The organism is Micromonospora sp. C97 (assembly GCF_018070385.1).
In the GTDB taxonomy this organism is placed as follows: domain Bacteria; phylum Actinomycetota; class Actinomycetes; order Mycobacteriales; family Micromonosporaceae; genus Micromonospora; species Micromonospora parva.
Genome location: NZ_JAGPXU010000023.1, coordinates 40,568 through 61,967, shown reverse-complemented (window position 1 = coordinate 61,967; position 21,400 = coordinate 40,568). Strand labels below are relative to the sequence as shown.

Annotated in this window: 20 protein-coding genes; 14 read left to right on the top strand and 6 right to left on the bottom strand. The window is 69.6% G+C overall.

The window, feature by feature from the left end:
- Positions 1-18 precede the first annotated feature (18 nt).
- Positions 19-972 (bottom strand): DMT family transporter, encoded by a 954-nt coding sequence (locus KBX26_RS24535; RefSeq protein ID WP_210866519.1) that lies wholly within the window; start codon positions 970-972, stop codon positions 19-21.
- On the opposite strand from KBX26_RS24535, the gene KBX26_RS24530 reads away from it, so the two are divergent.
- Together KBX26_RS24530 and KBX26_RS24525 are read left to right on the top strand one after the other, a co-directional pair.
- Positions 971-2,365 (top strand): PLP-dependent aminotransferase family protein, encoded by a 1,395-nt coding sequence (locus KBX26_RS24530; protein ID WP_030329345.1) that lies wholly within the window; start codon positions 971-973, stop codon positions 2,363-2,365. The two genes, KBX26_RS24535 and KBX26_RS24530, sit on opposite strands and share 2 nt — an antisense overlap.
- Before the next feature lie 207 nt (positions 2,366-2,572).
- The gene (locus KBX26_RS24525) at positions 2,573-3,958 is read left to right on the top strand and encodes a glycoside hydrolase family 6 protein (RefSeq protein WP_030329344.1); all 1,386 of its coding nucleotides are present in this window, start codon (positions 2,573-2,575) and stop codon (positions 3,956-3,958) included.
- Positions 3,959-4,044: 86 nt separating this feature from the next.
- On the opposite strand, the gene KBX26_RS24520 is transcribed toward KBX26_RS24525, so the two are convergent.
- The 5 genes from KBX26_RS24520 to KBX26_RS24500 all read right to left on the bottom strand — a co-directional run bounded on the left by KBX26_RS24520 (position 4,045) and on the right by KBX26_RS24500 (position 9,812).
- Positions 4,045-5,037 carry an NAD(P)-dependent oxidoreductase gene (locus KBX26_RS24520; RefSeq protein WP_030329343.1) on the bottom strand — a complete coding sequence of 331 codons (993 nt, stop codon included), beginning with the start codon at positions 5,035-5,037 and terminating at the stop codon, positions 4,045-4,047.
- Positions 5,038-5,088: 51 nt separating this feature from the next.
- On the bottom strand, positions 5,089-5,802 hold the full coding sequence (locus KBX26_RS24515; protein WP_030329342.1) for a PIG-L deacetylase family protein: 714 nt from the start codon (positions 5,800-5,802) through the stop codon (positions 5,089-5,091).
- Positions 5,803-5,851: 49 nt separating this feature from the next.
- On the bottom strand, positions 5,852-7,111 hold the full coding sequence (locus KBX26_RS24510; protein ID WP_036410874.1) for a nucleotide sugar dehydrogenase: 1,260 nt from the start codon (positions 7,109-7,111) through the stop codon (positions 5,852-5,854).
- A 678-nt stretch (positions 7,112-7,789) separates the two neighbouring features.
- On the bottom strand, positions 7,790-8,653 hold the full coding sequence (locus tag KBX26_RS24505; RefSeq protein WP_036410872.1) for a glycosyltransferase: 864 nt from the start codon (positions 8,651-8,653) through the stop codon (positions 7,790-7,792).
- Complete coding sequence (locus tag KBX26_RS24500; RefSeq protein WP_051708204.1) at positions 8,592-9,812, bottom strand: MFS transporter; 1,221 nt, start codon at positions 9,810-9,812, stop codon at positions 8,592-8,594. The genes KBX26_RS24505 and KBX26_RS24500 overlap by 62 nt, the downstream gene beginning before the upstream one ends.
- Before the next feature lie 545 nt (positions 9,813-10,357).
- Here KBX26_RS24500 and KBX26_RS24495 point away from each other — a divergent pair.
- The 12 genes from KBX26_RS24495 to KBX26_RS24440 are packed head-to-tail and all read left to right on the top strand — an operon-like array spanning position 10,358 to position 21,370.
- Positions 10,358-11,062 (top strand): 2OG-Fe dioxygenase family protein, encoded by a 705-nt coding sequence (locus KBX26_RS24495; protein ID WP_030329333.1) that lies wholly within the window; start codon positions 10,358-10,360, stop codon positions 11,060-11,062.
- Between the two features lie 17 nt (positions 11,063-11,079).
- A complete protein-coding gene (locus KBX26_RS24490; RefSeq protein WP_030329330.1) occupies positions 11,080-11,265 on the top strand; it encodes a hypothetical protein in 186 nt (61 codons plus the stop codon).
- Positions 11,258-12,136 carry a RimK family alpha-L-glutamate ligase gene (locus KBX26_RS24485; RefSeq protein ID WP_307857895.1) on the top strand — a complete coding sequence of 293 codons (879 nt, stop codon included), beginning with the start codon at positions 11,258-11,260 and terminating at the stop codon, positions 12,134-12,136. Before KBX26_RS24490 ends, KBX26_RS24485 begins: the two co-directional genes overlap by 8 nt.
- Positions 12,133-13,161: an N-acetyl-gamma-glutamyl-phosphate reductase gene (gene argC, locus KBX26_RS24480; RefSeq protein ID WP_210866518.1), complete on the top strand. Its 1,029-nt coding sequence runs from the start codon at positions 12,133-12,135 to the stop codon at positions 13,159-13,161. The genes KBX26_RS24485 and argC overlap by 4 nt, the downstream gene beginning before the upstream one ends.
- Positions 13,152-14,999 carry a M20/M25/M40 family metallo-hydrolase gene (locus KBX26_RS24475; RefSeq protein WP_245233538.1) on the top strand — a complete coding sequence of 616 codons (1,848 nt, stop codon included), beginning with the start codon at positions 13,152-13,154 and terminating at the stop codon, positions 14,997-14,999. The genes argC and KBX26_RS24475 overlap by 10 nt, the downstream gene beginning before the upstream one ends.
- Entirely contained in the window at positions 14,999-15,772 is a 774-nt protein-coding gene (locus KBX26_RS24470) for a 1-deoxy-D-xylulose-5-phosphate synthase N-terminal domain-containing protein (protein WP_030329321.1), read from the top strand. The genes KBX26_RS24475 and KBX26_RS24470 overlap by 1 nt, the downstream gene beginning before the upstream one ends.
- Positions 15,772-16,677, top strand: a complete 906-nt coding sequence (locus KBX26_RS24465) for a transketolase family protein (RefSeq protein ID WP_030329319.1) — start codon at positions 15,772-15,774, stop codon at positions 16,675-16,677. The genes KBX26_RS24470 and KBX26_RS24465 overlap by 1 nt, the downstream gene beginning before the upstream one ends.
- Positions 16,677-17,558, top strand: a complete 882-nt coding sequence (locus KBX26_RS24460; protein ID WP_030329317.1) for a family 3 encapsulin nanocompartment shell protein — start codon at positions 16,677-16,679, stop codon at positions 17,556-17,558. The genes KBX26_RS24465 and KBX26_RS24460 overlap by 1 nt, the downstream gene beginning before the upstream one ends.
- On the top strand, positions 17,555-18,457 hold the full coding sequence (locus KBX26_RS24455) for a sulfotransferase (RefSeq protein ID WP_036410870.1): 903 nt from the start codon (positions 17,555-17,557) through the stop codon (positions 18,455-18,457). Before KBX26_RS24460 ends, KBX26_RS24455 begins: the two co-directional genes overlap by 4 nt.
- Positions 18,457-19,239 (top strand): SDR family oxidoreductase, encoded by a 783-nt coding sequence (locus tag KBX26_RS24450; RefSeq protein ID WP_030329313.1) that lies wholly within the window; start codon positions 18,457-18,459, stop codon positions 19,237-19,239. Before KBX26_RS24455 ends, KBX26_RS24450 begins: the two co-directional genes overlap by 1 nt.
- Positions 19,236-20,126, top strand: coding sequence for a sulfate adenylyltransferase subunit CysD (gene cysD, locus KBX26_RS24445; protein ID WP_030329310.1), 891 nt, complete (start codon positions 19,236-19,238; stop codon positions 20,124-20,126). Before KBX26_RS24450 ends, cysD begins: the two co-directional genes overlap by 4 nt.
- 2 nt (positions 20,127-20,128) lie before the next feature.
- Positions 20,129-21,370 carry a sulfate adenylyltransferase subunit 1 gene (locus KBX26_RS24440; RefSeq protein WP_030329308.1) on the top strand — a complete coding sequence of 414 codons (1,242 nt, stop codon included), beginning with the start codon at positions 20,129-20,131 and terminating at the stop codon, positions 21,368-21,370.
- Positions 21,371-21,400: the final 30 nt, after the last annotated feature.

Genomic DNA, 21,400 nt, shown 5'->3' with positions numbered 1-21,400 from the left:
GATCCGCCGTCGTGACGGTCAGCGACCGGGCTGTGTCGCCGACGCGGGCACTGTCACCTGGGTGCTGGCCCGGGTTCGCTGGATCAGCACGACGCAGGCCAGCACCACCACCGCCGCCCCGATCGAGGCGGGTGTGACGGTCTCGCCGAGCAGCAGCGCCGACCAGATCAGGGTCAGTACGGGCTGGGCCAGCTGAATCTGGCCGACCTTGGCGATGCCACCCCGGGCGAGACCCGCGTACCAGGCGAAGAAGCCGAGGAACATCGAGACGACGGTGAGGTAACCGAACGCCGACCAGACGACGGCGTCCGCCTGTGGGGGACGGGCGACGGCCGCCACGGCCGTGATGGGCACCGTGGCAGGCAGGGAGATCAGCAACGCCCAGCAGATCGTCCGGGCCCCGCCGAGCTCGCGGGCGAGCGCGCCGCCCTCGGCGTACCCGAGGCCGCAGAGCACGACCGCTGCCAGCAGGAACAGGTCGGCGAGGGAGAGGGCGCCGTGCACCGCGCCGCTGGCGGCGAGGAACGTGAGCACCGACAGCAGTCCAGCGACAGTGGCGATCCAGAACAACGGGGGCGGGCGCTCGTTCGACCGCAGCACCGCGAAGACGGCCGTCATGGCGGGCAGCACCGTGATGACCACCGCGCCGTGCGCGGAGGTCTGCGTGGTGAGCGCGAGCGACGTGAACAGTGGAAAGCCGACGACGACACCGAGCGCGACGATCGAGAGCCGCTGCCACTGGCCCCGGGTGGGTCGCGGCGCTCTGGTGAACCGCAGGTACGCGTACGCCAGCAGCGCCGCGCCGACCGCCCGGCCGAAGGCGACGAACCACGGGTCGAGATCCTGCACCGCGAGGCGGGTGGCCGGCAGCGACATGCTGAAGGCGAGCACCCCCAGTGCGCCGAGGGCGAGGCCGGCGCCGCGTCCCGCTGTTATCGTCACCGGGGCAGTAGCGCTACTCTGTACCGTCATGGGCAACGGTAACGCTGTTGATTCTGTTGTTCAAGATCTGCGGAGCCTGGTGGACGCGGCGGCAGCAGGCACGCGCCTGCCCTCGGTACGCGAGCTGACCGCCCGCCACCACGCCTCCCCGGTGACGGTGGCAGCGGCGATCCGGCAGCTTGTTGCGGAGGGCCTGATCGAGACCCGATCGGGCCGGGGCACCTTTGTGGCCGGTCGGCCAGCCCAGCGGAGCGCGCCCGACCTGTCGTGGCAGACGGTGGCGCTCGGCCCCCGCCGGCCGGGCGAGGAGGAGATGCAGGCGTTACTCGCGTTACCGCCCGCAGGTGCGATTCCGCTGTCCGGTGGTTATCTGGAGCCGAATCTTCAGCCCGCCGGCCCGCTCGGCGCGGCGTTGGCCCGCGCGGCCCGGCAGCCGTCCTCCTGGGAGCGCGGACCGGCCGAGGGGCGCGGGGATCTGCGCGCCTGGTTCACCCGCGAGGCCGGCACGGGGCTGCGCCCCGACGACATGGTGATCTGCCCCGGCGGGCAGGCCGCACTGTCGTCGACGCTGCGCGCGCTGACCACGCCCGGCGACACCCTGCTCGTGGAGTCCCCGACCTACCTGGGCGCGCTGGCCGCCGCCCGCGCAGCGGGCCTGCGACTGGTGCCCGTGCCCGCCGACGTCGATGGCGTACGGCCCGACCAGCTCGCCGTCGCGTTCGCCCGTACCGGCGCCCGGCTGTTCTACTGCCAGCCGCTCTACGCCAACCCGCACGGCGCGACGCTCGCCGTCCAGCGCCGAGCGGCGGTCGCGGCCGAGGTTCGCGCCGCCGGGGCGTTCCTGATCGAGGACGACTACGCCCGCGACCTGGCCATCGACGGCGACCCGCCGCCGCCACTGGCCGCCGACGACCCGGACGGGCACGTCATCTACCTACGCTCGCTGACCAAATCCGCCGCACCCGGCCTCCGGGTCGCCGCGATCGGTGCGCGCGGTCCGGCTGGCACCCGACTGCGGGCTGCCCGGCTGCTCGACGACTTCTTCGTCGCCGGGCCGCTGCAACAGGCCACGTTGGAGTTCGTCACCGCACCTGCCTGGGCCCGGCATCGTCGTAACCTGCGAAACGAGCTGCGCTCCCGGCGCGAGGCGCTGCTGTCCGCGCTGGCGCGGCACGTGCCGTCGCTGACCCCGCAGGGCGTTCCGCGCGGTGGGCTGCACCTGTGGGTCCGGCTTCCCGACGGCACTGACGACGTGGCGTTGTCCGCCGCCGCTGCCGCCGCGGGCGTCATCGTCTTCCCCGGCCGGCCCTGGTACGCAGCCGAGGCTCCAGCGCCCCACCTGCGCCTCACGTACGCGGCTGCCCCGGCGGAGTTGATGGACGAAGCGGTCCGCCGACTCGCTGTCGCACTCGGCCGGTCATAGCGCTCGCCCCGACCTCGCACTGACCACTGCCTGGATGTCCGGCGACAGCCGCGTCGCGTTGAGCCGCATGAGCCTTTGACCTACAAACGCGGGCAATTGCCCCATCGACGGGCGTCCACGTCTTGGCAGCGGCGCGCGCCTCCGCTACCGTCCTGGGAACGCTCCCATGAACTTGGACACATCTATGTGATCTGGAGGCAACACGACGTGGCCATCCTCTCCTCGCTCCGCCGCAGATCGGCGGCCATCGGTGTGGCGGCCGTCGCGGGCGCCACCGCTGTCGGCGTCTGCCTCGCCGTCAGCAGCGCATCCGCTGGCACACTGTCCGGGTCGCTCTACCGCGACCCGAGCTCGGCCGTCGTCCGCTGGGTCGCCGCCAACCCCGGTGACTCGCGTGCCGCCGTCATCCGCGACAAGATCGCGAGTCAGCCGCAGGCGCGCTGGTTCGCCAACTTCAACCCCTCGACGGTGCAGTCCGAGGTCTCCGGTTTCATCGGCGCCGCCAACGCGGCGCAGCAGATCCCGGTGCTGGCGGTCTACGAGATCACCAACCGGGACTGCGGCGGGGCCAGCGCCGGTGGGGCGCCGGACCTCAACCAGTACCAGACGTGGGTGTCCAACTTCGCCAGGGGACTCGGCAACCAGACCGTCATCATCATCCTGGAAACCGACTCGCTCGCCCTGCTGACCTGCCTGAACACCAGTGAGATCAACGCGCGCAACCAGGCGATCTCGACGGCCACCCGCACCATCAAGTCGGGCAACCCCAACGCCAAGGTGTACCTCGACGGCGGCCACTCCACCTGGAACAGCGCCGGTGAGACGGCCAACCGGCTCCGGGCGGCCGGCGTGCAGTACGCCGACGGCTTCTTCACCAACGTGTCGAACTACAACTCCACCTCCAACGAGGCGAACTTCGGCCGGGCGGTCATCTCCTCCCTCAACGGCATGGGGATCTCGGGCAAGCGCCAGGTCATCGACACCAGCCGTAACGGGGGCGCCAGCGGGGACTGGTGCGGCGACGACAACACCGACCGGCGCATCGGTCAGTACCCGACGACCAACACCGGCGACAACAACATCGACGCGTACCTCTGGGTGAAGCCGCCGGGTGAGGCGGACGGCTGCCGCTTCACTGCCGGTTCGTTCCAGCCCGATCTGGCCTTCAGCCTGGCCAACGGCGCGCCGAACCCGCCGACCACCACCCCGCCCACCACGACGCCGCCGACCACCACGCCGCCGACCACGACCCCGCCGACCACGCCGCCGGTCACCCCGCCGAACACGACGCCGCCGGCCGGTGACGGCTGCTACGCGTCGGTGGCGATCAACCAGTGGGCCGAGGGCTTCACCGCGAGCGTGACGGTCACCGCCGGCAAGTCGGACATCAACGGCTGGACCGTGACCATCGTGCTGCCCGGCGGCGCCGGAGTCACCGGCACCTGGAACGCCCAGGCCAGCGGCTCCAGCGGCACTGTCGAGTTCACCAACGTGAGCTACAACGGCCGGGTCGCCGGCCGGCAGTCGACCAACTTCGGCTTCCAGGGCACCGGCACCGGCCCGGGTGTGCTGGCGGAGTGTGTGACCGCCTGACCCGATCCGATGTCACGGCCCGGCGCGGAGGACACTCTCCGCGCCGGGCCGGTCCCTGCCGTGGCGACGCGACCGGGAGTCCGGAGTTACGGGGCGGCCAGCAGCGACTCGCGTTCGCCTGCGCGCTGCATGTCGGTGACGACTGACCGCACGATGTCGTCGAGGTCGTAGCGGGCGGTGTAGCCGATGAGTTCGTGGGCCAGTGACAGATCCGGCATGCGGCGGGCCATGTCCTCGAAGCCGCTACCGTAGGCGACCTCGTACGGCACCGTCTGGATGTCGCTGGTCGAGCCGGTGAAGTCCTTGATCTTCTCGGCCAGTCCGCGGATGGAGACCTCCTCACGCCCGCCGAGGTTCACCGCCCTACCGTGCGCTGCCGGGGTCTGCAGCAGCTTGACGATCGCGGGCACCACGTCGTAGACCGACCCGAAGCACCGGCGCTGCGTGCCGTCGCCGTACACGGTGATCGGTTCGTGGTTGAGCGCCTGCGTGACGAACCGCGGCAGGACCATGCCGTACCGACCGGTCTGCCGCGGCCCGACGACGTTGAACAGTCGGTAACTCACGCAGGGGGTGCCCGTCTCGGACGCGCGGATGTGCGCCACCAACTCGTCGAGACCCTTGGCCGCCGCGTACGACCACCGGCTGAGCAGCGGGGACCCCAGGATCCGGTCGGCGTCCTCGCGGAGCCCGTCGGCGTCGTTCTTGCCGTACACCTCGCTGGTCGACGTGACGCCGAACGGCACGCCGTGCGTGACCGCCGCCTCGACGACGTTCTCCGTGCCGTACAGGTTGACCCGCAGTGAGTGCAGGGGACTGTCGACGATGGTTCGCACGCCGACGGCGGCGGCGAGATGGAAGACCAGATCCTTGCCGCGGACGCACTCGTTCACCAGGTCCCGGTCGAGGATCGACCCCTCGACCAGGCGTACGGTGCCGGCGTCCAGGCAACTGGCGAGGTTTGCCACCGAACCAGTGGACAGCTCGTCGAGCACTGTGACGTCGTGTTCTTGCTCAACCAGGAATTCACAGAGGTGGGAGCCGATGAATCCGGCGCCCCCGGTGACAAGAATTCGCATTGCTCGCTTCCTTTCGGCAGCAGGTGGGGTGCGGGTGTCGGGCGCGGACGGTCAGGCCAGGCACCGCATGATGTGGTACGCCTCGGCCAGCGGTACGCCGGCCTGCATGCCGCGCAGGACCGCGAGGCTGCGGAGGGTTTCTTCGGACCGTGTATGTGGATGCTCGTGAATCTGGGTGGCGTACTGCCGCATCGCTTCGAGCTTGCTGCCGAGGTCTTCCTCGGTGAGCTCGACCAGGAGGTTGGGCATGGGAACCGAATCGGTTCGCCACTGATCCGCCGCCTCCTCGTAGGCCAGCACGAAGTCGGGGTGATGGCGTAGCCGGTTGTTGGACGGCCGCGTCGCGGTGTGGGCCGCCTCAGCCACGGCCTGGTGGTCCTGGTTGTAGCTCGAACGGTGCGGAGCGATCAACATCGTGGGCCGCAGCCTGGCGATGGCGAGCGGGCTCTCCTGCTCCACCATGTTGGCGAGTTCGAGTCGGGGAAGCTGGTCGAGCCGGAGGTGGTACTCGTCGCCCGGAAAGGCCATGTGCCAGCCGTCCCACTGTTGGTGGTCGGCGACCCGCTTGATCTCGTCGTTGCGGTCCTCCGGGCTGGTAGAGACCGACGAGGACTGGTCGGTGGTGTTGCCGACCGTGAGGAACTGGACGAAGACCTCGGCGCCTGCGGACTTCGCCTTGTGGATTAATCCGCCACAGCCGAGAACCTCGTCGTCGGGGTGCGGCGAAAGGATGAGAATGCGCTGCTGCGACCAGCTGAACGTCATCGTGGGTGTCCGTTTCCGTGAGTCATCCGAAGGTCTTCTGGAGCGCGGCTCAGAGTCGTTCGACGTTGTCGTAGCGCCCCATGCGGCCGCTCGTGTCGAGCACCAGCCGGGAGCGCCGGGCAATGGCCGCGAGGTCGAACGCCGAGTGCGGCTGCAGCAGCACGACGGCGTCGCAGTCGTGGACCGCGTACAGGGGTGCCTCGACCGGAGTGATGCTCACGCCGTCGACGGTCCAGTTCCGTACGTAGGGATCGGCGAAACACAACTCGGCGCCGAGGCTGAGCAGCTCACGGGCCAGTGGCAGGGCCGGGGTCTCGCGGTCGTCGGCGATGTCCGGCTTGTACGTCACACCCAGCAGCATCACGCGCGCGCCGTTGACCGACTTCCGCTCCCGGTTGAGCGCCCGCTGCAGGCGGCTGGCGACGTACTTCGGCATCCGCCCGTTGATCTCGTCAGCCGTCTCGGCCAGCCGGAAGGTGTAGCCGAGCTTGCGGACGGTGTGCGACAGGTAGGAGGGGTCGACCGGGATGCAGTGGCCGCCGACTCCCGGCCCGGGAAGGAACTTGTGGAAGCCGAAAGGCTTGGTGGCAGCGGCCTCGATGGTCTCCCACAGGTCGATGCCCAGTTCCTCGCAGAAGATCGCCATCTCGTTGACCAGGGCGATGTTCACGTTGCGATAGGTGTTCTCCAGCAGCTTCGCCATCTCGGCTTCGCGCAGGCCGGAGGTGGGCACCACCCGGGACACGAGCTTGCCGTAGAAGGTGGCCGCCTGGTCACGGCAGCTCTCGGTGAGGCCGCCGACGACCTTTGGCGTGTTCCGCAGTCCGAACTGCCCGTTGCCCGGATCGATGCGCTCGGGTGAGTACGCCAGGCTGAAGTCGCGTCCCGCCGTGAGGCCTGACTTCTCCAGGATCGGCCGGACGACCTCCTCGGTCGTGCCGGGGTACGTGGTGGACTCGAGCACGACCAGGGTGCCCGGCGTCAGGCAGGCGGCGACCATGTGTGCCGCGCTGCGCACCGCCGACAGGTCCGGCCCGTGATCGTCGCTGAGTGGCGTCGGCACGCAGACGATGATGACCGCGCTCTCGGCGAACGACGCCGGGTCCGTCGTCGCCCGGAAGCCGGCGTCGAGCATCTCGCCGAGATCGTCCTTGGAGATGTCGTCGATGTAGGATTTCCCGCTGTTCAGCATATCGACGCGATTGGCGTCGATATCCACTCCGATGACGCGCAGTCCGGCAGCGGCCGCCTCTTTCAGCAGAGGCAGACCCACATAGCCAAGACCAACAACTGCCAGATCGTACGACACGCGAGAACTCTCACCTGTTGGTTCCTCGGCTATAGAGGTTGGTGAGTAGTCCTGCTCGAACGACCGATGCGACCGGGCATCGTCCAATATCATGGAGGTAACCGACTCTTGTCCCATGACCGCCTCATTTCGACCAGACTTCTACCGTCCGCCGGTCCGCGTGCCCGCGACCGGGCCGCGTTCCGGCTGCGCCCGAGCTCCTTTCGGTGCGCCGGACCTGCCTATTGAGAGTCCGGCGGCCAAAGGGTCGACCTTCCTGGTCGATTGCCGGGTGCCAGCCCCTGGTGGACCTCGGACCATCTCGTACGCGCTTGCTGCTCGACTCGTTGGAACCAGTGACGGGAGAGCGCACAATTCGTGTCCGCTCTCCCGATAGGCTGAACGCGATCCCGCCCTTCCGCAGTTCCTTTATATTCGTAGCAGCAACGTACTCCGGCGGCGGTACCGCACTAGCGTTCTCCCGATTACTCAATAGATTCTGTGGAACTGCTCATCAGAACGGGGATTTACTACTGAGGAGATTTCCCCGAGAGGCGGCAGAAGTGCCATCGGATCCGGGCCGCGGAAGTCGCCGAACAGCGCAGCGCGCCGGCCGGTGTCGCATTGACGGTGGCCGGCGCGCAGAGGGCGCCGCGAAGGTAGGTGGCCCGTGCGGGCCGCATACCAGCTGCGATCAGGTCAGTGGGTCAGCTTCCTGCCCCGGATGACGTCGTTGATGACGAAGAAGTTGATGGTCGGGACGATGTCCAGCAGTCGCGTGATGGGGGTGTCGTACTTGCGGGCCATGTACTGGTAGTTGGCGACCGCGTCGGCGCCTTCGCCGTCCCGCGCGTGCGGCCAGTGCAGCGACACCGCGTCGCGGTTGAGGAACATGCGGGCCCCGTCGCGGTGCAGTCGGTAGCCGAGGTCGACGTCCTCGCCGCCCCAGGCGCGGAACGCGTCGTCGAACATGCCGACCCGCCGTAGCTGTTCCGTGCGCACCGAGGAGTTGAACGTCCAGTACATGAGCCAGGGTGCCGGCGCGTCGGAGAAGTCGTCGCCCTCCCGGATGAAGAAGTCCTCCCTGATGTCGGGGTGCAGGCCCTTCTCACGCCACTGCTCGATCGTGCCGTCCACATCGTTGACGTCGAGGTCGGCCAGGACCTCGTCGGCGTTCTCGTTGTTCAGGCTGTAGCCGAAGACGTACCCGCACAGGGCGATCGGTTCGCTGTAGGCCTCGTGGGTGGCGAGGTGCACGCGCAGGAGGCTGGAGTGCGCCATCACACCCGCGTCCATGAAGACGGTGATCTCGCCCTCGGCGTGGCTGATGCCGAGGTTGCGGGCCCCGGCGGCCCGGTAACCCTCGTCCTCCTGGAAGAAGTAGCGCAGGTTCATCTGGTCCATGTACTTCTTCACGACGTCCGCGGTGTCGTCCGACGATCCGTCGTCGACCACCAGCACCTCGTAGTCGTCGTGATCCAGGTCCTGGCGGACCAGGGACTCAAGGGTGAGCTGCAGAATGTCCGACCGGTTGTAGGTCGGGATTACGACGGACAGTTTCATGGCCTCTCCTCTTCTTGCGGGACATTTCGTGGAAGGCGAGCAGCGCGAACGCGGCGGCCGTCAGCAGGCCACCGAACAACGGGATGACGCGGACCCCGGCCGTCGCCAGCAGGCCCGCGCCGATGAACGAGCCGGCCGCGAGGCCGAAGTTGAACGCGACGCTGAGGCTGGCGGACGCCATGTCGGTGGTCGACGGGGCCACCTGCATGATTCGGTGCTGGATTCCCGCGATCAGCGAACTGAACGACATGCCCGCCACGGCGAGCAGAGGGATCGTCAATATCTTGCTCGAACCAACCCCGTAGAGGCCGAGCATCGCCGCGGTGATGAGCCCGAGCAGCCCCAGCACGACACCGAGTGGGAACCGGTCCAGGACCCGACCGACCGCCCACGTGCCGGCGACGCCGAACGAGCCCTGGACGAAGAGCAGCAGGCCGAGAGATGCCGCGGCGAACCCGCTCACGTCGAGGAGGAACACGGTCATGTAGGTGAACGCGCCCATGGCCCCGGTGACCGCGAGGATGGTGGCGACGAGGAGCACCACGAAACGCTGCCGGTCCGGCATCGGCCCCACGTCGCTCGCGCTCTGTTGCGGTGCGACGCTCGGCAGGAGCAGGGCGACCGCGATGCAGGTGACGAAGCCGAGGGCGGCCATCGCGACGAAGGCGGCCCGCCAGCCGGCCTGTCCGCCCAACCAGGTGCCCAGCGGTACGCCGAGGACCGGGCCGAGAGCGTTGCCTATCGACAGTCGCGCCACGATGCGGCCTCGGATGTTCTCGGGGAACATCGAGATCGCCACGGGGAACACCACCGCCCAGAAGACACCGTTGGTGATGGCGGACACCAGCCGGGCGGCGAGCAGCACCTCGTACGAGGTGGCGAGGGCTGACACCGCCGTCGCCGCGGCGAACACGCCGAGGGCGCCGGCGAGCAGCGGCCGTCGGGGTACTCGTCGAGTGACCCGGGTCAGCGGAAGCGCCACGATCATGACCACCACCGCGTACCCGGTCACCAGCAGACCGGTCTCCGACCTGGAGCGTCCCAGGTCCGGCGCGATCAGCGTGAGCAGACCGATCGGAAGCACTTCGGTGGTGACGTAACAGAAAGTGGCGGCGGACAACGCGGTGAGGGCATAGACCGCGCGTCGTTGGTGCACCATGGCTACCTCCCAATTCCTGGACAAGGTGTAGCAAGAAGTCGCCACGCAAGCGGTACACAACAGACACTCGTTCGTCTCGACGGCGCTACTCAACCGCAGGTCCGCTTGCGTGATACCGGCTAACCGGGTTTTGAAGGTAGCATATCCGGACCGCCATCCCTCGCCATGTCCACACTAGAGATGTTTGCGCACGTCAGCCGCGTGTCGGAGTGGCGCGGGCGATGCGGGCAAGCCGGCCGAGCTACTACCGCTAGGCGATTGACAGGAAGCTTTGCAGGTCCGACCGGGTCCGAGCGCAGGGTGCGGCGACCGGGGCCTCGCGGGCGGGCGTCAGTGAACAGTGCGGGCGAGGTCGGCCAGCACAACGGTCGTTGTGCCGCCCGCCGGCTCGCGACTCCGCCAGCGGCAGCTCGACGCACAACGGCGTGGGTGGCGGCTCAAACGGGTTCTGGGTGCCATTTACCGAGGTCTTGAGTGGAGCTCAGTCGGGTGCAGAGTACCGCCCCGCGAGTACGTTCATTCCTGGATAAGAAGGGAGGCACGCAATGCCTATCAACAATTTCGCCCTGCTCCGCGCGCAGGACATCGTGAAGAACGGGTGGGCCCACGAGCAACTACCCGTTTCCGTCAGTGACGGGTGGTATGAATTCGCGAAATTATGGGAGGACCTTCCAATCGACCCGTACGTCCAACCGAGCCACCGGACACGCCGATACCGCCGGTTGGGGCGGCTGCTGGGACGCGCCGGAGGTGCCCTGGAAACGCTGCCCGCCCAGCCGTTCTACCAGGCGACGGACGTGAACCGGGTCTACGGTGGGCAGGCCAGGCAGTTCGCGCCGATCACGCCGGAGGCGTACGAGAACGCAAACTTCCAAGCCGTCATCACACACGACCTGGGCTTTGTCAGCCGTGCCAGCGGAATTGACAGCGACTGGTTGATAACCGTCCACATGATCCGTGTGACGGCCGGCAGTGAAGGCACTTCGGCGCCCGCCCCGGAGGGGCGGCACAGCGACGGCCACGACTATGTGGCCATCCATCTGGTCGGCCGGCAGAATTGCGCCGGTGGCATCAGCCGTGTCTTCCGCAAGGGTGAGAGCGAGCCGTTGTTCGAGCACGCGATGGTGAATCCTATGGAAACCATTCTGCTCGACGATCGCGCAATGGAACACGAAGTAACCCCGATCGGACCCGAGGGTGCGACAGTCGCGACCCGCGACATGATGATCATCGATTTCGAGCGAGCCTAGTCTTCCGGAGGGATCCCATGTCCAATCTGACCACCGCACCGGTCTGCCTGGAGTGCGACACCGAGGTCGTCGTGTCGACCGAGGCGGAGCTGGGCGACATCCTGTCGTGCCGCGGCTGCGGCCAGGAACACGAGGTAGTCGAGGTCACGCCCGCGATCCGGCTCGACCGCGCACCGGAGATCGAGGAGGACTGGGGTGAGTGAGACGGCCGATGTGCTGGTCTCCGTGACCATGGTGCGCCCGGAGGAGCGGCTGCTCCTGGGGGCGCTCCGGGCGACCGGGCTGACCGCGCAGTCGGCGCTGCCCCGCCATACCGCCGCCATACTCAACAACGCCGCGCCGCGGCCCCGGATGGTGCTGCTGCGCAACGTGTCCCACCGGGAACTGGCCTCGATGGCGGCCCGGTTCGAGCACGCCGACATCGAGACGCTGAACACGCCGCACGCGGTGCGGCTGTGTCTCGCCAAGGATCTCCAGGCGATCGCCTTCGCCAACCACGACGTCCCGCACCCGACGACGCACGTCGCGTTCACCGTCGAGCAGGTTCGTGGCTACGTCGACGAGCTCGGCGGGGACGCTGTCGTCAAGCCGATCAGCGGCTCGTGGGGACGCGGGATCGTCCGCATCACCGACGAGGCGCAGTTCGACGCCTGGGCCGGCGGCCGGGAGGCGTTGGACCCGGCCGGCAAGGAGTTCCCCGTCGTGGTGCAGCAGTACGTGCCCAAGCCCGGCTTCAACGAGCGGGTGCACGTGGTGGGGGACCGTCCGATCGTGGCGTACCGCCAGGTGGGCGCCGGTCTGCGCACCAACACCCACCAGGGCGGCGCCGTGGAGCCCATCCCGATCTCGGACCGCGCCCGCGAACTGTGCGCCCGGGTCGTGGCGTGCTTCGGCCCCGGGTTCTACGGCGTCGACCTGGCCGAGTCCAGGGAGACCGGCGAGATGTACGTGCTGGAGGTCAACACCAACCCGGACTTCGCCCAGTCCTCGAAGATCCACGGCGTCGACATCGCCGGCCACGTCGCCGCGTACGTGCGGGACGCGGTGTTCGCACGGGCGGGGGTGGCGGCGTGAGCGAGCACATCAGCGCCGCCGTCCTCGGCGGCAGCGGGTTCATCGGAGCCGAGCTGATCCGGCTGCTGGCCGCCCACCCCCGGGTGGTGCCGACGTTCGTGTCCTCGGCCCGGCACGCCGGTCAGCGCGTCGGGCAGGTCGTGCCGGGGTTGCGCAACACGTCGATCGGCGGGCACCACATGCGCAAGCTCGACGAGATGCCGGACGTGGACGTCGCGTTCGCCTGCCTGCCCAACGGCGTACTGCCGTCAGTGCTCGACGACGTGGCCAACCGCGCCAAGGTCGTGATCAACCTGGCTGGCGACTACCGGCTGCGCCAGACGGACCAGGTCGAGCGCCACTATCCCGCGTCGGCTGGCGGCTGGCGCCAGCCCATCCCCTACTACATCCCAGAGTTCGCGCCCACCCCGACAGAGCCGGTGCTCAACCTGCCGGGCTGCATGGCGGCGGCCACCATCTACGCGCTCTACCCGCTGTTCAAGGCGGACCTGGCGGCGGAGGACGTGGTGGTGGACGCCAAGTCGGGGTCGAGCGGCAGCGGCACCGGCAGTGTCGAGCATCCGGCCGTACGCGACGGGAACGTCCGGGTGCACAAGCTGCACGGTCACCGGCACTCCCCCGAGGTGCGCCAGGCCCTCACCGACCTGACCGGTCGGGCTCCGGACCTGCAGTTCTCCACCTTCAGCCTGCCGGTCGCGCGCGGCGTCATGGTCTCGGCGTACGGGCGGCTGAAGCCCGGTGCGGGGGAGAGCGACGTGCGCCGGGCGTTCGCCCGGGCGTACGCCGACGCGCCCTTCGTGCGGGTGGCGGCCGGGCGGTCCCCGATGGGGATGCCGATGCTCAAGACGGTCGTGGGCGCCAACGTCGCCGAGGTCGCGGCGGTGGTGTCCGGTGACCGCTGGGTGGTGGTGTCCGCCCTGGACAACCTCATCAAGGGCGGCGCCGGCCAGGCGGTGCAGGCGATGAACCGAATCCACGGAATGGACGAACGGCTAGGACTCCCGGAGGCCGGCGGATGGCCGTGATGAATAACGAGGCGTTGGCGGGGATCTTCCCCTACCGGCCGCTGTACGTGGTCAAGGTGGGCAGTTCGAGCCTGCGGCACGCCTCCGTCTACGACGACCTGGCCGCGCTGAGCGCGGGCGGTGCCCGACTGTTGCTGGTCGCTGGCGGCGCGGCCGACATCGCTGACTACTACGCCGGTATCGAGCGCCCGATGCGGATGCTGCGACTGGCCTCCGGCGACGAGGTGCGGTACTGCCCGCCCGACGAGATGCCGCACATCGTCGCCGCGTACGAACAGCTGACCCTGCCCCGGATCCGGGAGAACCTGGGCCAGCGTGAGTTGACGGTGTTCGCCGCGACGGCCACGCCGGAGGGGCTGGTCACGGGCACCCCGAACCGGCCCCTGCGGGTGGTCGAGGGCGACCGGCAGCGGCTGGTCCGCGACCACCGCGCCGGCGCGGTCTCCGCGGTGGACGTGGCGCGGCTGCTGTCCCTGCTGGACACCTTCGACGTGGTCTGCGTGTCACCGCCGGTGACCGCGAGCGACGGCGGCGCGCCGATCAACGTCGATGCCGACGTGCTCGCCGCCGAGGTGGCGAACGCGCTCGACGCCGATCACCTGCGCCTGGTGACCGGCACCCCGGGCCTGCTCGCCGACCCGTCCGACCGCACCAGCACCCTGCCGCACCTGTGCAGTGGTGAGGGAATGACGTACGCGAGCGGACGGATGCGGCAGAAGGTCCGGGCGGCGGAGCTGGCCCTGAAGGGGACCGCTGACGTCGCCATCACCGGCCCGCACACCGCAAACACCCACGGCGGTACCCGGTTCTGGCGGGCCGCCGCACCGGAGCCGGACCTGGACCTGCTGACCCGCATGGTGGAGATCTCCTCGGTCTCCGGCGGCGAACGGGAACTGGCGCTGTACCTGCTGAAGTGGCTGACCGAGAAGGGCGTGCACGCGGTCATCGACCCAGCCGGCAACCTGGTCGCCACGCGCGGCAGCGGGCCACGCCGGCTGCTGATGCTCGGCCACCTGGACACCGTCCCCTACCGCTGGCCGGTGGCCTGGGACGGTGCCGCGCTGACCGGCCGGGGCTGCGTGGACGCCAAGGCCAGCCTGGCCGTGTTCCTGCAGACGCTCGTGGAGTTCGAACCACCCGAGGGTGTCACGGTGCGGGTGGTCGGCACCGTGGAGGAGGAGCGGACGGCGTCCGGTTCGCTCTACGCGCGTGACCACTACCCGGCGGACGCGGTCATCATCGGCGAGCCCAGCGGCGCCGGTGCGGTGACCATCGGCTACCACGGCGTCTGCAAGGTGCGGATGGATGTCGCCCGGACCACCGGTCACACGGCGGGCAAGGAACGGCGGACCGCCGCCAGTTCCCTCGTCGACCTCATCGGCGAGGTCGAGGCCGAGGTCGGCAAGTGCAGTCCGGAAGCGTTGTTCGCGGTGCTCGATCTGGCCTCGGGCGGCTCCGGTGGCACGCAGACCGCCTCGGCGGTGCTGGATGTCCGGGTCCCGCCGGGAACCGAACTGGACAGCATGCTGTCCGTCTTCGAGGACGGTGAGCTGCTGCTCGCCACGCCGCCGGTGAGCACACCCCGGACCGATCCGCTGGTACGGGCGTTCACCCGAGCGCTGCGCGCGGCGACCGGTGACGCTCCACGGCTGCTCGCGAAGAAGGGGAGCAGCGACATGAACACGCTCGCCACCAGGTGGCGCGGCGTTCCGATGGTGGCGTACGGGCCGGGAGATGCTCACCTGGACCACACGCCCGACGAGCGGCTGTCAGCCGACGAGTACCGGCGGGCGCGGACGGTGTTGTCCGCCGCCGTACGGGATTGGTGTGTGCGGTGATGGACGAGATCGATCTGCTTCGGGAACAGGCCAGCCGGGCTCGCCGGCTGGTGGTCGACATGGCGGCCAGCGGGGTCGGGTGTCACCTCGGCGGCAGCCTCTCGGTGGTGGACATCCTGGTCGCCGCGTATGCCGTCGCCCGGTCCGAGCCGGGCACGGAGGTCGTCCTCAGCAAGGGCCACGCGGCGGCCGCCCTCTACGCGGTGCTGCACGAGGTCGGCGTCATCGAGGAGAACCCGGCGCCCCGGTACGGCCGCGCCGGGTCGCCCTACACCGGACATCCCGGCCCGAAGGTGCCCGGCGTCCGGTTCCCCACCGGCAGTCTCGGCCACGGGCTCGCGTACGCGGTCGGCTGGGCCCTCTCCCGACGGTTGCTGAACCGGCCGGGCGGGGCCATCGCGGTGGTCGGTGACGGCGAGTTGCAGGAGGGCCTGGTCTGGGAGGCGCTACAGGTGGCCCAGGCCAAGCGGGTCGGCGGGCTCACCGTGGTGGTGGACCTCAACGGTGGCCAGAACGACGGTTACGTCTCCGACATCTCGCCGCTGACCGACCTGCCGGCCCGGCTGGCCGCGTTCGGGTTCGAGGTGGCCGAGGTGGACGGGCACGACATCGAGAAGTTGGTGCGGACGATGGCGCCGACCGACCGGCCGCTCGCGGTGCTGGCCACCACGGTGAAGGGCAAGGGCGTGCCGGCCACCGAGGGCAAGGCCGGCTCGCACTACGTGAAGATCAGTCCCGCGCGGGCGCGGCAGTGGAAGGCGGCGATCCGGTGATGACGGCCACGGTGTCCGCGCGGGAGGCGTACCGGCTCGAGCTGACCGAGCTGGCCGCGGACGACCCGCGCATTGTGTGCCTGGAGGCGGATCTCGGCGGCCCCAAGCACTGTTTCCAGGACCGGTTTCCCGACCGGTTCCTGAACCTCGGTATCGCCGAGGCGTCCGCGGTGGACATCGCGGTGGGCCTCGCCTCCGCCGGGCTGCGGCCGTTCGTCAGCACGTTCGCCACGTTCGCGGCGTTCCGCGCGGGGGAGAGTGTCAAGCTCGGCCTCGGGTACCTCGGGGCCCCCGTGGTCCTGGTCAGCCCGTACGGCGGGGTGTCCGGCGCGTGGTTCGGGCCGACCCACCACTGCCTGGAGGACCTCGCGGTGATGCAGAGCCTGCCGGGTGTGCGGATCGCCGTACCCGCCGGTGAGGCCGAGACCCGCGAGGCGATCCGGGCCGCCGCCGACGGCGACTGGCCGTGCTACGTGCGGCTGGGCCGCAACGAGGTGTTCGACGCGTCGTTCGCCCCGGCCGGCCGGGGCGCTGTCACCTGGTTGAACCCGATGGGTGGTGACACCTGCGTCGTATCCATCGGGGAGAAGCCGACGGCACTGTGCCAGGCCGCCACCGAGCAGCAGCCGGACCTCGGCCACGCGCACCTGTGCTGGGTGGACGAGGAAAGCCTGACGCTCGCCCTGCCGCAGCTGGCCGACGCGCGACGGCTGGTCGTCGTCGAGGAGCACCGCGCTGCCGGCAGCGTGGCCTCCACCCTCGCGCTGCTGCTGCCCGACCGCGAGGTGCTGAGTGTGAACGCCGGCGCCGACTGGCCGGCCGAGGGCGGCAACCACGACGAGACACTCGCCGCGTTGGGGCTCACGACATCAGCGGTTCTCAGCGCTGTCCTGAAGGGGAAATGATGACCACCACGATGCAACCCAGCGCCAGCGCGCTGGAAGTGACCCGACAGACGCTTGCGGACCCCACGCTCGCCCGACGCAGCCCGGGTGAGGAATTCGCCATGTCGGTTGCCCGGGTGCAGAACGGCGACGACGTGGTGGTGCCGATCCGGGCACACCTGACCGCCTCGTTCCCGCTGTTCAAGAGCCGCCCGCGCTACACCGTGCGGCACCTGTTGAAGGTGGCCTCGGTCTCCGATCAGACGCTCGCCTACGTACGCGAGGCTCCGAAGAGCGAGTACGCGAACGCGGGCACGGCGTACGCCAGCACCCCGGAGGCCACCTTCGAGCCCACCGTCGAGTACGCCGAGCTGACCGAGCTGAGCGTGTCCGTGCCCCTGCCCGCCGACCTGCGGCACGAGCCCGCGTTGCTCGCCGCGTTCATCGACTACCGGGTGCTGGTCCGGATGGGCGTGGTGGAGAACCAGGCCCTGCTGCACGGCACCGCCGACGGTCGGATCGCGGGGCTGCTCAAGCTGCCCGAGATGCGCAGGTCGACCATTGGCGGCGACCTCGGTGCGGCGTTGACCGCCGCGGCGGGGGCGGTCGAGGAGACCGGTGGTTCCTGCGACGGCATCGTCGTGCACCCCGCCCACTACTGGGACCTGGTCCGCGACGGGCTGCTCGGCCGACTCGCCGAGGCCGGAATCAAGGTCTCGCGTACCCGGATGATGCCGCGCGGTCAGGCGCTGCTCGGGGATTTCCGGGCCGCCGTGACGCTGCTCGACCCCAGCCGGTCGTCGCTGACGCTGCACGGCGACGTCGTGGAGGCCCGCACCTCCGTGGGCCTGGCCGTGCACCTGCCCCAGCACTTCCTCCTGTTGACGGACGGTCAGCGATGAAGGTCATCTACATCACCGGCTGGCTGCGCAGCGGCAGCACCATCCTCGGCAACGTCCTCAACGAGCTGCCCGGCGTGCTGCACGCCGGCGAACTGCACTACCTGTGGAAGAACGGCCTGCTGGACAGCGGCACGAACTCGCTGTGCGGGTGCGGCGAGCAGATCCGGCAGTGCACGCTGTGGTCGTCGGTGATCGCCACGTTCGGCGACGCCGAGCCCACCAAGCTCGCCCGCCAGATGATGTCGTCGCAGCAGGCCGGCCTGCGGACCCGGCACACCCGCGCCCGCCTGGCCAGCACGCCCCCGCACGTCACCCAGGTCCTGGACCGCACCGTCGCCGTCTACCGGGAGCTGGCGCGGCGGGGCGCGGAGCGGGCGGTGGTGGACAGCTCCAAGTACCCGGCCGAGGCGGCCGCCCTGCTGCGACGCTCCGATGTGGACGTACGGGTGCTGCACATCGTCCGTGACCCGCGGGCCACCACCTACTCGTACCAGCGCGGCAAGCGGTACATCGAGCCGATGAGCCCGGCCCAGAGCACGGCGAACTGGGTGGGCTTCAACGTGGCCTCCGAGTACGTCGGCCGGGCCGCGGCGGGCCGCTATCTCCGAATCCGACACGAGGACCTGACCCGGCAGCCCCGTGAGGTGCTGGCCGATGTGCTGCGTTTCGCGGGGCTCGACGACGAGCCACCGGTGACCGAGGAGGGCAAGGTGACCCTCGGCACCAACCACACGGTCACCGGCAACCCGGATCGGCTCGGTCAGGGCACCGTGTTGATCCGGCCGGACGACCGTTGGCGTACGGAGCTGCCGGCGCTGCCCACCGCCACGACCACGGCGCTCGCCCTGCCCCTGCTACGCCGCTACGGGTATCCGACGCTGGCGCGAAAGGTGGCGTGATGGATCTCGGACTGTCCGGGCGGACGGCGTTGGTGGCCGCCGCCAGCAGCGGCCTCGGGCTGGCGGTCGCTCGCGCGTTGGCGGCCGAGGGCGCGAACGTGTCCATCGCGGCCCGCGACCCGCAGCGACTGGCCGCGGCGCACAAGCTGGTCGACGAGGCCGGTCCTGGGCGGGTGCTCTCCGTCGAGGTGGACGTCCGTGACGACGCGGACGTGACGCGCTGGGTGAACCAGACGGCCGAGGAGTTCGGCGCGCTGCACGTCGTGGTCACCAACTCGCCCGGCGTGCCGCACGGCCAGGCCGACACGTTCACAGTGGACGACTATCGGCAGGGCGTCGAGGGGTCGTTGCTGCCCCACATCTCGATCACGTTGGCGGCCCTGCCGCACCTGCGCCGGGCCGGTTGGGGACGGATCCTGCTGATCACCTCGGAGGCCGTACGTCAACCGCTGCCCGGCACCGCGATGTCCGCGACCGCCCGGTTGGGCGTGCTCGGCTTCGCCAAGGGTGTGGTCCACGCGGTCGGCGCCAGCGGCATCACGGTGAACGTGCTGGCCCCCGGCGTACATCAGACGCCGGCCTTCGACGGGTTCGTGGCGGCGCGGTCCGCCATCGACGGCGAGGCCGCGCTCAAGGAGATCATCGCCGAGGTGCCGCTCGGCCGGGTCGGGCAGCCGGCGGACTTCGGTGCGCTCGCCGCCTTCCTCGCCAGCGAGCAGGCGGGCTTCGTGACCGGCACGGTGCTGCTGGTCGACGGCGGAAACACGCGAGGTGTCACATGAGTCTGGAAATGCTGGAAGCAGAGTCGATCCACATCATCCGCGAGGTGGCCTCCGAGTTCGAGCGGCCGGCGCTGCTCTTCTCCGGCGGCAAGGACTCGATCGTCATGCTCCGCCTGGCGGAGAAGGCGTTCCGGCCGGCGCCGATGCCGTTCGCGTTGGTCCACGTCGACACCGGGCACAACTTCCCGGAGGTCCTCGACTACCGCGACAAGCGCGTCGCCGAGCTGGGCGTGCGGCTGATCGTGGCCTCGGTGCAGGACTCGATCGACTCCGGGCGGGTGGTCGAGCCGACCGGACGCCGGGCCAGCCGCAACCGGTTGCAGACCACCACGCTGCTGGACATCATCGCCGAGCACCGCTTTGACGTGGCGTTCGGCGGAGCCCGACGCGACGAGGAGAAGGCCCGGGCCAAGGAGCGCATCTTCTCCTTCCGCGACGAGATCGGCCAGTGGGACCCGAGAAACCAGCGCCCGGAGCTGTGGAACCTGTTCAACACCCGCATCCGGCCGGGCGAGCACATCCGGGTCTTCCCGCTGTCCAACTGGACGGAACTCGACGTCTGGCGCTACATCGCCCGCGACGAGCTCGACGTGCCGCCGATCTATTTCGCGCACCGGCGGCGGGTGTTCGAGCGGGACGGCATGCTGCTGGCGGAGAACCCGTACCAAGCGCCGGACCCCACTGAGGTGGTGTCCGAGGAGACCGTGCGGTACCGGACGGTCGGTGACATGACCTGCACGGGGGCGGTCCTCTCCGGCGCGCGGACGGTCGCCGACATCATCCAGGAGGTGGCGACCACCAGGATCACCGAACGCGGCGCGACCCGGGCGGACGACCGGACCAGCGAGGCCGCCATGGAGGACCGCAAGCGGGAAGGGTACTTCTGATCATGGACATCCTCCGGTTCGCCACCGCCGGCTCGGTGGACGACGGCAAGAGCACACTCATCGGACGGCTGCTCTACGACTCCAAGTCCACCTTCACCGACCGGCTCGCCGCGGTCGAGGACGTCAGCCGTCGGCGTGGCGACGAGTACACCAACCTCGCACTGCTGATGGACGGCCTGCGGGCGGAACGTGAGCAGGGCATCACCATCGACGTGGCGTACGGCTACTTCGCCACGCCCAAGCGCAAGTTCATCCTCGCCGACACCCCCGGCCACGCCCAGTACACCCGGAACATGGTGACCGGCGCCTCCACGGCGGACCTGGCCATCGTCCTGGTGGACGCCACGAAGGGCATGGTCGAGCAGAGCCGGCGGCACACGTTCCTGCTCGGCCTGCTGGGCGTGCCGCACCTGGTGGTCTGCGTCAACAAGATGGATCTGGTCGGGTATGACCAGGGCGTTTTCGACAGTATTCGGGCGGAGTTCTCGGCGTTCACCACGAGGATGGCCACGCGGGACGTCACCTTCGTGCCGATCAGCGCGCTGCACGGGGACAACGTGGTGAGTCGCTCGACCGAGATGCCCTGGTACGAAGGCACCTCGCTGCTGCATCACCTGGAGAACGTGCACATCGCCTCGGACCGCAACCTGGTCGACGTCCGCTTCCCGGTGCAGTACGTGATCCGCCCGCAGTCCAGTGCCTGCCCCGACTACCGCGGTTACGCCGGTCAGGTCGCCGGCGGGGTGCTGCGCCCCGGTGACGAGGTCATGCACCTGCCCTCCGGGCTGACCACCCGGGTCGCCGCCATCGACGGTCCGGACGGGCCGGTCGATGAGGCCACGCCGCCGATGTCGGTGGTGCTGCGGCTCGCCGACGACCTGGACGTGTCCCGTGGGGACATGATCTGCCGGCCGCACAACGCGCCGGCCGTGGTCCAGGACATCGACGCCATGGTGGTCTGGATGAACGAACGGGCGCTCCGGCCGCCGGCTCGGCTGCTGCTCAAGCACACCACCCGGACCGTGCGCGCGGTCATCCGGGATCTGCAGTACCGGCTCGACGTCAACACACTGCGGCGCGATCCCGATCCCACCGAGTTGCGGTGCAACGAGATCAGCCGGCTCCAGCTGCGGGTGACCCAGCCCCTGTTGTGTGACCCGTACTCCCGCAATCGGCTCACCGGCTCCTTCATCCTCATCGACGAGGAGACGAATCACACGGTGGGCGCCGGCGTCATCAACTGACGCCCGACACATCGTCCGAGCCCGCGGCCG